Source organism: Lacrimispora sp., assembly GCF_032078915.1.
In the GTDB taxonomy this organism is placed as follows: domain Bacteria; phylum Bacillota; class Clostridia; order Lachnospirales; family Lachnospiraceae; genus Lacrimispora.
Genome location: NZ_DAMAUN010000125.1, coordinates 1 through 13,202, shown reverse-complemented (window position 1 = coordinate 13,202; position 13,202 = coordinate 1). Strand labels below are relative to the sequence as shown.

At 44.0% G+C, this 13,202-nt stretch carries 15 protein-coding genes; 5 read left to right on the top strand and 10 right to left on the bottom strand.

Annotation, left to right across the window (positions count from 1 at the left end; genetic code table 11):
- From RT269_RS27715 to RT269_RS30285, 4 genes are all read left to right on the top strand, one after another.
- On the top strand, window positions 1-517 hold a 517-nt coding region (locus RT269_RS27715), incomplete at its 5' end, for a GyrI-like domain-containing protein (protein ID WP_313187558.1).
- A gap of 4 nt (window positions 518-521) precedes the next feature.
- Complete coding sequence (locus RT269_RS27710) at window positions 522-962, top strand: DUF3788 domain-containing protein (protein ID WP_313187556.1); 441 nt, start codon at window positions 522-524, stop codon at window positions 960-962.
- Between the two features lie 89 nt (window positions 963-1,051).
- Window positions 1,052-1,570 carry a methyltransferase family protein gene (locus RT269_RS27705; protein ID WP_313187555.1) on the top strand — a complete coding sequence of 173 codons (519 nt, stop codon included), beginning with the start codon at window positions 1,052-1,054 and terminating at the stop codon, window positions 1,568-1,570.
- Between the two features lie 241 nt (window positions 1,571-1,811).
- Complete coding sequence (locus RT269_RS30285; RefSeq protein WP_313187561.1) at window positions 1,812-2,084, top strand: GNAT family N-acetyltransferase; 273 nt, start codon at window positions 1,812-1,814, stop codon at window positions 2,082-2,084.
- A gap of 685 nt (window positions 2,085-2,769) precedes the next feature.
- Here RT269_RS30285 and RT269_RS27695 read toward each other — a convergent pair.
- On the bottom strand, window positions 2,770-2,922 hold the full coding sequence (locus RT269_RS27695) for a hypothetical protein (protein WP_313187553.1): 153 nt from the start codon (window positions 2,920-2,922) through the stop codon (window positions 2,770-2,772).
- Between the two features lie 111 nt (window positions 2,923-3,033).
- Here RT269_RS27695 and RT269_RS27690 point away from each other — a divergent pair, with 111 nt between their 5' ends.
- On the top strand, window positions 3,034-3,180 hold the full coding sequence (locus RT269_RS27690) for a hypothetical protein (protein WP_313187551.1): 147 nt from the start codon (window positions 3,034-3,036) through the stop codon (window positions 3,178-3,180).
- A gap of 133 nt (window positions 3,181-3,313) precedes the next feature.
- On the opposite strand, the gene RT269_RS27685 is transcribed toward RT269_RS27690, so the two are convergent.
- From RT269_RS27685 to RT269_RS27645, 9 genes are all read right to left on the bottom strand, one after another.
- Window positions 3,314-3,694, bottom strand: a complete 381-nt coding sequence (locus RT269_RS27685; RefSeq protein WP_313187550.1) for a surface protein — start codon at window positions 3,692-3,694, stop codon at window positions 3,314-3,316.
- A gap of 106 nt (window positions 3,695-3,800) precedes the next feature.
- Window positions 3,801-4,679, bottom strand: a complete 879-nt coding sequence (locus tag RT269_RS27680) for an ROK family protein (protein ID WP_313187548.1) — start codon at window positions 4,677-4,679, stop codon at window positions 3,801-3,803.
- A gap of 16 nt (window positions 4,680-4,695) precedes the next feature.
- On the bottom strand, window positions 4,696-5,628 hold the full coding sequence (locus tag RT269_RS27675) for a type I phosphomannose isomerase catalytic subunit (RefSeq protein WP_313187546.1): 933 nt from the start codon (window positions 5,626-5,628) through the stop codon (window positions 4,696-4,698).
- Window positions 5,629-5,838: 210 nt separating this feature from the next.
- Complete coding sequence (locus RT269_RS27670; RefSeq protein WP_313187545.1) at window positions 5,839-6,633, bottom strand: carbohydrate-binding protein; 795 nt, start codon at window positions 6,631-6,633, stop codon at window positions 5,839-5,841.
- A gap of 2 nt (window positions 6,634-6,635) precedes the next feature.
- Window positions 6,636-7,337: a GntR family transcriptional regulator gene (locus RT269_RS27665; protein WP_313187560.1), complete on the bottom strand. Its 702-nt coding sequence runs from the start codon at window positions 7,335-7,337 to the stop codon at window positions 6,636-6,638.
- Between the two features lie 142 nt (window positions 7,338-7,479).
- Complete coding sequence (locus tag RT269_RS27660; protein WP_100303813.1) at window positions 7,480-8,283, bottom strand: gluconate 5-dehydrogenase; 804 nt, start codon at window positions 8,281-8,283, stop codon at window positions 7,480-7,482.
- A 316-nt stretch (window positions 8,284-8,599) separates the two neighbouring features.
- Complete coding sequence (locus tag RT269_RS27655; protein ID WP_313187544.1) at window positions 8,600-10,672, bottom strand: ribonucleoside triphosphate reductase; 2,073 nt, start codon at window positions 10,670-10,672, stop codon at window positions 8,600-8,602.
- A 22-nt stretch (window positions 10,673-10,694) separates the two neighbouring features.
- Window positions 10,695-12,629 carry a cell division protein FtsA gene (locus RT269_RS27650; RefSeq protein ID WP_313187542.1) on the bottom strand — a complete coding sequence of 645 codons (1,935 nt, stop codon included), beginning with the start codon at window positions 12,627-12,629 and terminating at the stop codon, window positions 10,695-10,697.
- Window positions 12,630-12,785: 156 nt separating this feature from the next.
- Window positions 12,786-13,202 (bottom strand): manganese catalase family protein (locus RT269_RS27645; protein ID WP_313187540.1); only part of this gene is annotated, 417 nt, incomplete at its 5' end.

Here is a 13,202-nt window from a genome sequence, read left to right as displayed (position 1 = left end):
AATATCGCGCAAAACAATAGATATACCAGAACGATACATTGGTTTTTCCGCGCCGGTTTTGATATCTCAGCAAACCCCGCCGGGAGATACAACCGGCATTGATGTGCCCGGCCTGTTGTGGGATAAATTCCACAAACAAAAAGGCGGAATAAATGGGCTTGTGCCAAACGGCATAGAGTTTGCCGCTTCTTCATTCGGCGAAAATGAAGATGGTGCTTTTACCTATTTTGTTGGTGCCTCCGCAATTCCTGGCACAACTGCATATGATGATTTAGTGACTTGGGAACTTCCTGCCGCCGAATATATCGTGTGTTCTTTTGAAGCGGAGAGTTTTGAAGAATTGATAACTTCGGCATTAAATAAAAGCATGAATTATTTGTTTAGCATTTGGCTTCCAAAACACAATTTATCAACGCAGCCATTTTCAGCAGAAAAATATATAAACGTAAATCCCAAAATGTGCAAGATGGAATTATGGGTTATACCCGTACCAGTCCCAGATCAGGAAAGCAGGTGATTATATGCTGTGGAGCGAATTGTTCAATAGCGGACATGAACCATTAGATAATGAAATAAGGGAATTTGTCCACACTCCTTTATGGGATAATTTGGCCGATCATATACAGCAGGCATACAATGCAAAACCGAAATTGTTTTATAGCTGCTGCTCTATGGATAAAGGTTTTTGGAAAGGCTGGAATGTAAAATACAAAAAAAGCGGAAAAGCATTGTGTACACTTTACCCAAAGCAAGGGTCTTTCATAGCCCTCGTGAATGTGGGGGCAAAAGAAGCCCCTGAAGCTGACCTGCTGATTCCTCTTTGCGATGAGTACACACAAGATTTATATATTCAGACCAAGTCTGGTACAAGCGGTAAATCATTGGCGATCAACGTTACAAGCGAAAACATATTGTGCGATGTAAAGGAATTGATTGCGCTGCGAGTCGGCCGTGTTCCATAGACCGTTCCTTGCAACTATGATATAATTTCAGCAAAAAGGTAAGATCTAAATTGTTACGCGATAGCAGCAGTTAGGGGGAGGCGCTTAAAATGAATGCATTTCTATTAATAATACCTATCTTTCTCATAAGGTTCGGCTTGTTAAAAATGATAAATAAAGGCGCTTTAAGCCGTGCCGCTTTCTTTGCCCCATTAGAGGGCAGAGAAAAGGCTGCCTACCTTTTTTACCAGTTTTCAAACACTTTTATTATTTTATATTCACTTTTTTTGAAAATCCAGACCAAACCGCCATTGTTTTTTATCGCTTTATTTATCTATATCTTAGGAATCAGTGTTCTAATAATTGCCACTGTTGACTTTGCTAAACCTGAGCAAAGCGGAATAAATACAAACGGGATATATAAGATTTCCCGTAACCCTATGTATATAGGTTATTTCATATATTTCTTAAGCTGTGTATTATTAACGCATTCCATTCTGCTGCTTATATCCCTGCTTGTTTTTCAAATATCTGCACACTGGATTATTCTTTCCGAAGAAAGATGGTGCGTCAACAAATTTGGGAAAGAGTATATAAACTACATGAGTAAGGTTAAGCGGTACATTTAATCATACCCTTCCGGCAGCCGGCTATCAATAGTGCTATGGTTGTAAGTATGTGACTTTCATGGAAGATGAACTTGAAAAAATAAAAACAAAGAAAGATAAGACAATACACATAGAATATTTTGCAAGGTTGTCTGATGTAGATTATATACAGCTTTTCGATTTTCATAACTCTTTGTTATCCTTGATGTCACATATTGTAAATGATATAATGGCTTTATCACAAAAACAGGAGGTAACGCATATGGAATTTACTTACGCTTCAAATCAAATCGCTCTCTATCATTCCGATAACAACTTACTCGCCGAGGTCACTTTTCCAGCAGTTGACCAGAATACCGTAAATATCAATCATACCTTTGTAGATGATTCTCTTAGAGGTCAGGGTGTGGCAGGACAACTTATGGAAGCTGCTGCAAAACAATTACGTTCTGAAAATAAAAAAGCCATCCTGACATGCTCCTATGCCATTAAGTGGTTCGAAAAGCACCCTGAATATAATGATTTGGTGAAATAGCATTCTCAGAAAATACCAGTGTACTTCATCCCTTAACTGATGTAAGATATTTAAAAATGCCAAAGAGGTACATACAATGCTAAATTCAAATAATAAGGGCAGTTCCTTTCATGACTGTCTGGCTCTGGGATTCAGTCTGAGTCTTATATTCGGGGCTGTTATAAACAATTTGGGAATAGGGTTTATAATGGGCATATCTTTAAGCTTATTGTTAAGCAAGGGCTATTTTCAAAGACATTAAATTTACATACTGCAATATTCAATGATTTTCTGCAGGCGGACTCCAAAATTCAGCTCCTCCCTGGTCACAATTTAAAGATAATTTACAAAAGTTCTTTATTTGCGTCACAAAACCAATTTGTTTCCGTTAGTATATATGTAACATCAAGGGGCGGAAGTTCTCCTTTGCTCTGCTTCCGCCCTTCCCTTTTTACACGTAATTTCAGCTTGTTCACATAATTGGTCTAAACACATATATTATTATTACAGAACGACTTATCAAAGCAGCCGCAGAAAGAAGCAATAACAACTCTCAGCCGCCGCCCTACCAATGACAGACAACTCATTTTGGTTATATCTTCTTTTCTAATGCTTCTGATAGGAAGTCCTGTAAAACTGCCCGATCATAAATATGAAACCTCAAAGGGGAGGAAACCATGGCATCTGGTTTCCACCCCTTTTAAGATTAATCCGACCTTCTTTTTGTATTTGGTCCCATGCCTTCCCGGCGGGAATTATGTGTCTGATTCTGATTTTCCGTCTTGCCCTTTTCTGACATGCCGTGATCCATATCATTTTTATTTTTCTGGGAAAGCTTCTCCTGATTATTCTTCTCCATTTCCATCACCTCAGCAATAGTATGGTCTGCCGATATAAGATTTATGTAAAAACAGCGTTCTCACGCATAATACAATCCACTGCTGCGCATCATAAAAATGAGGTGATGAATATGTCATATATTGCTCCTGCAGTCCAGGCCAAATTCGAGACTCTTTCCATCGACCTAAAAAATGAAATCCTGGAGCGAAACGTACAAATTAATACCATTTACGATTTAATCCATGTTTTGGAGGAGATTGTAAACGGAGGAAGTTGATTATTTTCCAAGAAAAACAGTCACAAGCCGGGATTGGCCTTATGGCTGTTTTTTAATGCAAAATCCAAAGATATTTCCAATAGAAAAAGGGCCGGACACATAGGATCCGACCCATTAAAAAACGTAAAAATAATTATCTCCAATATCCGTAAGATGACTTGCACTGACGGCCATTGTTTGTGGTTGCACCCTTAGTCTTAGAACAAGAGCTGCTGTTCTTGTTGTTGGAACAGTTACCGCCAGAGCAGGCAGCTCCCTTTGTGCAAGTGGAACCGTTGGAGCAGTTGGAACCAGTAGTACAGTCCGTACCGTTGCTGCAGCTATTACCGTTGCCGCTGTTGCAGCCAAGCTTGCTTAAGATGCTGTTAAGATCCCCAGACTGTCCAAAACAGTTTGAAAGGTTAACGCAATTACTTGTTGACACCGTGCAGGTTGCTGCCTGAGCGGTCATAGGAACACCTGCTACAGAAAGTACGGTTGCTGCTGCTAAAACGAATACTGGTAATTTTCTCATGGTAATATCCTCCTTATTTGTTACGTAATTATTACATTTCTGTTACAAAATGTATCTTAACATACAGGAAATGGAATTTCACTAGGAGAAAATTGGCAATTATCCTCTATTTTTCCAGCTGATATTCATTGATCGCCAGCTTTAAAGCTCCCATGATTCCCTGGTTATCATTTAAGCTGGGAAGAACGATATAATGCTCCATGTCCTCAAGCTCTTTTGTCTTGATATATTCGGCAAGCTGGCGCTTCACTTCTTCTCTTACCAAAGGCATTATATGTTCCTGATGCATAACTCCTCCGCCCAGAATAATGCGCTGAGGAGAAAGAATCATAATATAATCTACCAGAGCCTGAGCGATGTAATATGCTTCTAATTCCCACACTTCTTTCCGGTCAGCCAGCTCTGCGCCCTTCTTTCCCCACCGGGCTTCTATGGCAGGTCCTGAGGCCAGGCCTTCCATACATGTCTTATGATAAGGACATTTTCCCTCATAGTCATCATCCGGATGCTTCGACAGCAGCAAGTGCCCTCCTTCCGGATGCAGCATGCCGTGAAGCAGTTTTCCATTGGTGATGATTCCTGCCCCGACTCCGGTTCCGATGGTGATATACATACTGTTTTCCAGGCCCTTTGTAATCCCCCAGGTAGCTTCACCCAGAGCAGACCCATTCACATCTGTGTCAAATCCAACCGGGACCTTAAGGGCTTCTTTTAAGACTCCTACAATGTTGTAGTTGGCCCAGGCAAGCTTTGGAGTGGTGGTGATATAGCCATAGGTCTCCGAATTCCTGTTTAAATCAATAGGGCCGAAGCAGCCGATTCCCAGGGCTTCTATTTCTTTATCTTTAAAATACTCAATAAGCTTCGGCATGGTGATCTCCGGTGTCTCAGTGGGAATGGAAACACGTTCAATAATGTCACCGTTTTCGTTGCCTATGGCACAAACCATTTTTGTTCCGCCTGCCTCTAATGCTCCAAGTCTCATATTCATTAGCCTCCTTTTACTCTGGATTGGAACAGATGATAGACATCTTCCCCTCAAATCTGCACTCTCCGCTTTTTGCCGGTACGATGAAATGCTGTCCTGCCTCCAAGGGAATCCCATTTACCGATCCTTTTCCGCTTATTACGCTTACATTGGTAAAATATTTTCCAAACTCTTTTGTAAAGACACCGTCAATGTCATATTTATCGACGGAATAAAACTTGCAGGTCACTAAATGAGTGCGCACTGCACCTGGTACCTTCTCTGTTTTTAAATCAGCCTGTTCTTCCTTAAATGGCGCCCTTATATTAGCAATGCTCTGATCCACATGAAGCTGCCTTGGTTTTCCATTGGATAAACGGTCATAGTCATATACACGGTACGTGATATCGCTGCTCTGCTGTGTCTCCAATACCAGAGTCCCACCCTTGATGGCATGAACACAGCCAGGCTCGATCTGGAAAAAATCCCCTTTTTTAATTGGAACTGTTCGGATAAATTCCTTCCACCGATGGTCCCGTATCATGGCTTCCATCTCTTCCCGGTCCCTGGCATGATGGCCGATCGCAATCTCAGTTCCCGGCTCACAATCCAGAATATACCAGCACTCCGTTTTTCCAAGAGAGCCTTTTTCATGGATTTTCGCATATAAATCATCGGGATGAACCTGAATACTTAAATCTTCTTTCGCATCAATAATCTTTACCAAAAGGGGGAACTTGTCTCCGGGATAATTCCCGAATATCTCCGGTTTCTCCTTCCACAGGGCGCTAAGCCGCCTGCCGTCATAGATACCTCCCGCAATTTTACATTCCCCGTTCTCATGAGCACTAATCGCCCAGCATTCTCCGGTTGTATCGCTTGGTATCTCATAGCCAAATACATCCCGAAGTCTGGTACCTCCCCAGATTGCCTCTATAAACACAGGCTCCAGAAACAAAAGTTCCATCTGTTTTCCTCCTTATGCAGTGATTTATGAACACTGCCTATATTTTACCTGAATAAACATAAAAGGAAAAGAGGTATTTCTATTTTTTCTCAAAAATGCCAGAATCAGAAATATGGAATCTGCAAAACATTAAGGGAATGTCCGATGATTGAAAAAAAAGTGCCGGAATGACCGTTATCCGGATCCATTCTGACACTTTTCTTTCCATTCTTATTTAGAATCTTTTCCGTATACCTCAATCTGAGTAAGGGCTGGAAATGGGGAAGGATCATCTGCTTTTATCAAATCGCTTATTTTAAGCCATGTGATATTCTTTCTTTCCAAAGAAAACAGATGAGGCTTCACGCTCTTTTCCATTTCCACTATCTCTTCCGTTCCGTCGGAAAACGTAAGCTTGGCTCTCACCCACCAGTTATCATGGGGGAAATCTGCGCGTGTATACAAAGCAATCTTATCAAAATCTACAGGGCGGCCAAAGTCCAGGGTCATCTCCGCATCATCCTGACAGTTGATTCCCCAGGATTCATATGGCCATGCACCGTGGGATTCGTTGGCTAGAACGCCGTCAATGGCATTGCGCGCCGCAAACACCGCTTCTCCTCTGGTTTCCACATTGGCAAAGGCATGGGGGAAACAGCCGGTATCTCCGTGCTGGTCCATGACATTCTTTGCCAGGTTCTTATAAGTGTCTGCCTCATAGTCAAAGGCTTCCCGAATGGTCAGATAATGACGCTCCCCTGTAAAGGCTTCCGGGTTATAGGAAATCTTTTTCTCACCAAAGGGTATGGTATAAACAACTTCCTCCTTTGTCAGATAAACGAAGGACTCATCCATGCAGTCATCAATGCGCACCACATAATGAGCGTCTGTCTTATCTGTTGTGAATACGATGGCATCTCCTTCTTCGTATTCTCCTTCAAACACGAGGATTGCCTGATCCTCTCCCAATACGGATGCCTTTACTTCACCATTCTGGTTTCTTATCGCTATTGATACATTCGCCATGATCAGTCCTCCTGCTCTTCCTGCTCAAAATAGTCTTTATATTCTACTTCTATCTGATACTTCATTCTCTTCATACTGTAATACAGATGTTCTCTGAGGGACCGCTCCAGGCCATCGATGTCTTTTTTCTCCAGCAGTTCAAAAAGCTCTGTGTGCTCCCTGATGATTCTGGTAAAATCTGTCTCGGTTACAAAGTCAAGCATGCGGAATCTTGTGTAATGTAACTGTTGGGCCTGTATCATATCCCAAAGTTTTTGTTTGCCGGTAGCCTGATACCAAATGGCATGCATCTGCGCATCCATACGGTAAAACTGCTCCGGTTCAAATCCTTTTTCCTGAATCAGAGCCTGCTGCTTGCGGATCAAATACCGGACTTCTTCCATCCAGAGAGGCGTCGCCATATTCACAAAATCCCGCATGACCATGGTTTCCACCGCAACACGCATGTATATCATCTGCTTAATCGTATCCAGATTCAAAAGCGTTACCTGTGTGCCGGAATATGGCACCGAATTGACAAAGCCCTGTTCCTGAAGTCTTCTCACCGCTTCCCTGACAGGCGTCCGGGATACGCTAAACCGTTCACAGATTTCATTTTCGCTGATGATCTGTCCGGGCTTTAATTCCAGGTCCAGAATCTCCTGCTTTAATGTTTCAAACACCAACTCACCGCGGTTTTTATAGGTTTTGGTCTTTCCTTCCATTGAACCCTCTCCGTCCTCTATATTAGGTCTGTTAAAAAAATATGCCATGACCTCCACCCTGAAAGCAGACATCATGGTCATATTTTTAACACCAGAGCCGGCCGGGGAAAAAGGGCCGGACCTGATTATTGAAATCTGACTGTTACTGTGGCTGTTTGCCAATGTAAGCTAAGATACCGCCGTCTACGTACAGGATATGTCCGTTGACAAAGTTGGAAGCGTCAGAGGAAAGGAAGACTGCAGGACCTGAAAGATCCTCAGCTTCTCCCCAGCGTCCTGCCGGAGTCTTGGCAATAATGAACTGGTCAAATGGATGTCTGCTGCCATCAGCCTGAGTCTCACGCAGCGGTGCTGTCTGAGGAGTCGCGATGTAACCAGGTCCAATGCCGTTACACTGAATGTTGAATTCACCGTACTCAGATGCAATGTTCTTTGTCAGCATCTTAAGTCCGCCCTTTGCAGCTGCATATGCGGATACGGTCTCACGGCCAAGCTCGGACATCATAGAACAGATGTTGATGATCTTTCCGTGGCCTTTTTTAATCATGGACGGAATAACTGCCTTGGCAACGATAAATGGAGCGTTCAAATCAACGTCAATTACCTGTCTGAACTGTTCGGCGGTCATATCGCACATAGGGATACGTTTGATAATGCCTGCATTGTTTACCAGGATGTCGATCACGCCGACCTCCTTCTCGATCTGAGCTACCATAGCATTTACGCCATTTTCATCGGTAACGTCACATACATAACCATGAGCCTTAATTCCCTCTTCCTTGTAAGCGGCAATTCCCTTATCAACTAATTCCTGCTTGATATCATTAAAAACAATGGTTGCGCCTGCTGCTGCAAGACCTTTTGCAATGGCAAATCCAATGCCATAGGAAGCGCCGGTGACTAATGCAACTTTTCCATCAAGGGAAAACTGGTTTGCTAAATTCATGATTCAATCTCTCCTTTACTAATTATTTGGGGTCAGTTATTTCATCTTATCTGTGTTTCGAAATGTATCCAAACTATAAAAATTGTATACAAACCTAACACCTTGTATATATGCTAGCATATCCCATCTCTTTTTTCAATGTACATATTTAACAAACAATGACACTTTTATTTATCTATAATTTTCCAAGCATCACGTTCCTGTCTGGCACCGGCCTGTATTCCCCTTCCGCCAACAAAAAAATCCCGGCTTTCCTAAAGAAAACCGGGATTTTGATCATGAAATCCTGCTCAATATGTAGGTCCGGCTTCTGACTTCAGTCTTCCAACATCATCATTTTCCGATTTTTAAACTCCTGGAGTTTTCCTTCATTCCAGTCATGTACGGGACGGTAATATCCGGCGATCCGGCTGTATACGTCTGTCTGTTTCCCGCATTTCGGACAGGTTTCCTCTCTTCCTGAAAGATACCCGCAGGTCTGGCAGATGGAATACACCGGTGTAAAGGTCATATATGGAATATCGTAATTCTCCGCCATCTTCCTCAAAGAGTCCCGGATATTTTTCCAGTCTTCTGCTTCCTGTTCCATATAAACGGAAAATACGTTGCCGGCCGTATAAAGAGGCTGGACAGTATTCTGGTTTTCAAGAACTTCTGTAAGTGTTCCTCCAAAATCAGAGGGGAGCTTGGTGCTGTTGGTATAATAAGGGACATCTCCTGCCATTCCGCCCGTCTTGATCTCCGGAAATTCCATCCTGTCGATCATTGCCAGACGGTAGGCCGCCGATTCCGCCGGAGTCGCTTCCAGGCAGTACAGATCCCCATACTCCAGCTGATAACCGATCAGCTTCTTTTTTAAATACATCAGCACATTCGCTGCAAAATCTCTTGTTCTTTGAGATTCCATTCCAGATTTAAGCCAGGAAGCATTAAGCCCCGCCTCGTTCATGCCAATCACGCCTATGGAAGAAAAGTGGTTTTCCAGATTTTCCAGATAACAGGCCGTGTAAGGATAAAGCCCATTCTTTAAAAGTCTGCCGATGACATCCCGCTTAATCTTCAAGGATCTGGCCGCAATATCCGCCACCTGATCCAGACGTTTATAAAAGTCTGATTCATCAGCGGATAAAAATCCGATCCGGGAAAGATTTATGGTGACCACACCAATGGACCCGGTATTCTCTCCGTATCCGAAGAATCCTCCAGACTTATTGCGAAGCTTTGTAAGATCCGGGGTCACGCCATGATAGGAGATCCTCACATCTCCCGGTACCTGGCCGCCCCTGATATAGTTGGAAAAGTAAGGGGTTCCATAATGAGATGCCAGCGTAAACAAAAGGCGGTTGTTCTCTGTGTCCGACCAGTCAAAATCCTCAGACAGTCCATAAACCGGAATCGGATACTGGAATCCCATACCGCCTGCATCTCCGGCCAGCATGGTTTCTAAAAACGCCCGGTTTATCATATCCATCTCGGTCTGGCAGTCCCCATAGGTAAAGTCCATTCGCCGCCCGCCGACAATGGCTTTTTCCTCTCTCATATCCTCAGGAACCGTTAAATCCAGGGAAATATGGGAAAACGGCGCCTGGGTTCCCCAGCGGCTTGGCGTATTTACACCAAACACAAAAGCCTCCATGCATTTTTTAACCTTGTCATAGGAAAGGCCATCAGCCCTGACAAAGGGGGCCAGGTATGTATCAAAGGATGAAAAGGACTGGGAAGCAGCCCATTCATTCTGCATGATTCCGAGAAAATTGACCATCTGATTGCAAAGAGTTGCCAGATGCTTTGCCGGAGAGGCCGTAATCTTTCCGGTAATCCCTCCAAGCCCGTCCAGCAGAAGCTTTTTTAAAGACCAGCCGCAGCTGTATCCTGTTAACATGGAAAGGTCATGGATATGGATATCGCCTCTGTGATAAGCATCAGCGATCTCTTTATCGTAAATTTCAGAAAGCCAGTAATTTGCCGTCACCGCTCCTGAATTGTTAAGGATCAGGCCTCCCACGGAATAAGTCACCGTGGAATTCTCCTTTACATGCCAGTCCTCTACCTTTACGTAGTTATCCACCACATCCTTATAATCCAGAGTCGTTGCTCCCAGACTCCTGATCTTTTCTCTCTGCTTCCGGTACAGGATATAAGCTTTTGCCACAGCCGTATATCCTGTCTCTTCCAGCACCTTTTCCACGCTGTCCTGGATATCCTCCACAGCAATCAGCCCATCCTTCATTTTATCCTTAAAATCAGAGGCAACCCTTAAGGCCAGCAATTCCACAATGCTATCCGTATAATACTTTTCGGTTGCAGTAAATGCCTTTTTCATGGCTTCCTTGACCTTTGATAAATCAAAGTCCGCTTCCGCGCCATCCCTTTTCGTAACCTTTAACATGTTAGTCCTTCTCCTTTAAATCCTATTTGACCTGATAGATCATGATGTGGTCCCTGCTATGTAATTCCTGCTGAAAATATCCGCTTTCCCCATTTACTTCTAATATCACCTGTCCGGTTACGTTTTTAAAATCCAGTCCGGAATATTCCAGCATGTCCATCAGATAATAGGGCCGGTGATCTGGCTTTAAGGGAAGAGTCAAAGGGTTGTTATTCAGAAAGAACGTGATTTTCCCCTTGCTCTCACGGCTCTTTTCTCCCTGCTTTTTGCCTGTCTGACGGTCTGGGTCTGCGCCGGAAGCCGAATTATGAAAGCTGGAGCCGGCTTCCTCCGGCTCTTCCTTTATTTCAGCCGCTGTTGTTTCTATTACAATGCTGTCACCGGATTCCAGGGGCACATCTCCCTTCGCCTCCTCGCCGTTTACCAGCACTTTGTTCCCTTTTCCAAGCTCCGCCACATCGGAGAGCATTGCCGAAGCATTTTTTCCGCGGGTGGCAGGGATGAACACGATCCAGTCCTCCGTATTTACCGGATCAGAAAGCTGAGTTTTTTCTCCATTGAGCGTTAAGACAGAAGGCTCTGCTTTCTCTCCATAAAAGACCGTTCTTTTTCCATTGACATTCACCACCAGATTCTGGCCGGAACGCCCGATCATATCCTGATAATTGTAGCCATTCATCATCAGCACATCCATAACAGTAAAGCTGCCGTTTCGAAAGAGCTTTGCCGGCCTGTCATTTAAAATGACGCGGAAGCTGTCATTGACAATGCTGAAGCCTGCTGATATAACGATTCCAAGAGGGGTTGCAAATTCCGGATTCTCAAGGTCATACTCATCCGAATAGGCATTGATTTTAAAATTGTTGCCGGCAATGGCAACCCGTTTGGGGTCAATCTTTAAATGCTCTACAATCCCCTCTTTTAAGCCGGAGAGCCTGCTTCCTCCCCCCGCCAGAAATACTGCCGACGGCATCCCGCCGTTTACCTCCAGGATTTTTGATGATATCTCCTCGCAAAGCCTGGAGGACGCTTCTTTGATACACTCAAAGATGGATTCCCGCGTGATTATTTGTTCAAATCCCAGGATATCCGTAAAATGAAGCTCTGCTCCTTCGTCAATCTCTGACTTGATCTTTTCTGCGGTATCAAAATCAACCAGATACTCCTTCATAATGGTCTCGGTAATCTCGTCTCCTGCAAGTATTGCCATGGTATAGCCGGTCACGCAGCCATCCCTGCAGACTGCAATGTCTGAGGTTCCTGCCCCTATATCCACCATTGCCAGGTTCAACAGGCGGATGTTCTGAGGTATTGCCGCATTGATGGCGGCAATGGGCTCCAGGGTAAGGCTCGCTACCTCCAGACCGATTTTATTCATGGCCGCATAAAGGCTTTCCACCACCTCTGTGGGAAGAAAGGTTGCTATAATATCGGCTTTTAAAACCCGTCCATGATGATCGATCAGATTGGATATCATGTAATTATCCAGATAATAGCGGCTTACCGTATATCCAACCAGGTAAAACTGCCGGTCCGAATCCTTGTCTTCTCTATTCATAAATATTTTTTCTGCTTCGCTGATTGCACCTGCCTCCAGGCGGCTGACGGATTCTATATCGATCTTCTGAGGTCTGGGAAGCTCCATCTCATAAGTCACGCTTTCAGTCCTCAGCGCTCTTCCGGCGGCAGCTACAGAGACCTTGTCAAGCCTGCACCCAAGCTTTTTCTCCAGCCTGTCCTTGACCTGGCCTGCGATCTTTGCCACCTGGTCGATATCCTCAATCTGGCCGTCAATCATCGCCCGTTTTGTGTGCTCGGCTCTCTCTATGGCAACGATATGAATTCTGTCCCCGTCAGGCATTCCCACCATACCGATGATGCTCCGGGTTCCTATATCCAGAGCGAAAACAGCCTGATCCGGAAGTGTGTCTGTCAAAATACTATGTCTGTTATCCATAAATAATGCCCCATTCTCTTGTATATTTGTCTTTTATTCTACTAGTATAAACAGCCTCCGTCAATCAAATAAAGGAAAATTTTGGAGTAAAAGCGTGTAATTTGGCACAAATAAAACAGACCGCAGCTTAAGGACTTACGCTGCGGCCTGTTTTTATCAGCACTGATTTCTAATATCAAAGCTTGGATTGAATGCATAGAAATTCCTGCTGTCCAGATTATCCTGGGTGATTCTTAAAGCTTCCCCAAACCTCTGGAAATGAACGATTTCCCGTTCTCTCAAAAATCGAATCGGATCACAGATTTCCGGATCAGAAATAACACGAAGAATGTTATCGTAAGTACTCCTTGCTTTCTGCTCTGCTGCCATATCCTCCACAAGATCGGTAATCGGATCTCCCTTAGACTGGAATTGGTTGGCATTAAACGGGACTCCACCGGCGGACTGAGGCCAGATGCCTGTCGTATGGTCAATGTAGTAAGGGCCAAACCCTGATTCTACAACCTGTTCCGGTGTTAAATTTCTTGTCAGCTGGTGAACAATGGTTGCCACGATCTCAAGATGAGCTAACTC

Coding starts and splice junctions, on each gene's coding strand:
- RT269_RS27710 (WP_313187556.1), top strand. CDS start 522: ATGCTGTGGAGCGAATTGTTCAATAGCGGACATGAACCATTAGATAAT.
- RT269_RS27705 (WP_313187555.1), top strand. CDS start 1,052: ATGAATGCATTTCTATTAATAATACCTATCTTTCTCATAAGGTTCGGC.
- RT269_RS30285 (WP_313187561.1), top strand. CDS start 1,812: ATGGAATTTACTTACGCTTCAAATCAAATCGCTCTCTATCATTCCGAT.
- RT269_RS27695 (WP_313187553.1), bottom strand. CDS start 2,922: ATGGAGAAGAATAATCAGGAGAAGCTTTCCCAGAAAAATAAAAATGAT.
- RT269_RS27690 (WP_313187551.1), top strand. CDS start 3,034: ATGTCATATATTGCTCCTGCAGTCCAGGCCAAATTCGAGACTCTTTCC.
- RT269_RS27685 (WP_313187550.1), bottom strand. CDS start 3,694: ATGAGAAAATTACCAGTATTCGTTTTAGCAGCAGCAACCGTACTTTCT.
- RT269_RS27680 (WP_313187548.1), bottom strand. CDS start 4,679: ATGAGACTTGGAGCATTAGAGGCAGGCGGAACAAAAATGGTTTGTGCC.
- RT269_RS27675 (WP_313187546.1), bottom strand. CDS start 5,628: ATGGAACTTTTGTTTCTGGAGCCTGTGTTTATAGAGGCAATCTGGGGA.
- RT269_RS27670 (WP_313187545.1), bottom strand. CDS start 6,633: ATGGCGAATGTATCAATAGCGATAAGAAACCAGAATGGTGAAGTAAAG.
- RT269_RS27665 (WP_313187560.1), bottom strand. CDS start 7,337: ATGGAAGGAAAGACCAAAACCTATAAAAACCGCGGTGAGTTGGTGTTT.
- RT269_RS27660 (WP_100303813.1), bottom strand. CDS start 8,283: ATGAATTTAGCAAACCAGTTTTCCCTTGATGGAAAAGTTGCATTAGTC.
- RT269_RS27655 (WP_313187544.1), bottom strand. CDS start 10,672: ATGTTAAAGGTTACGAAAAGGGATGGCGCGGAAGCGGACTTTGATTTA.
- RT269_RS27650 (WP_313187542.1), bottom strand. CDS start 12,629: ATGGATAACAGACATAGTATTTTGACAGACACACTTCCGGATCAGGCT.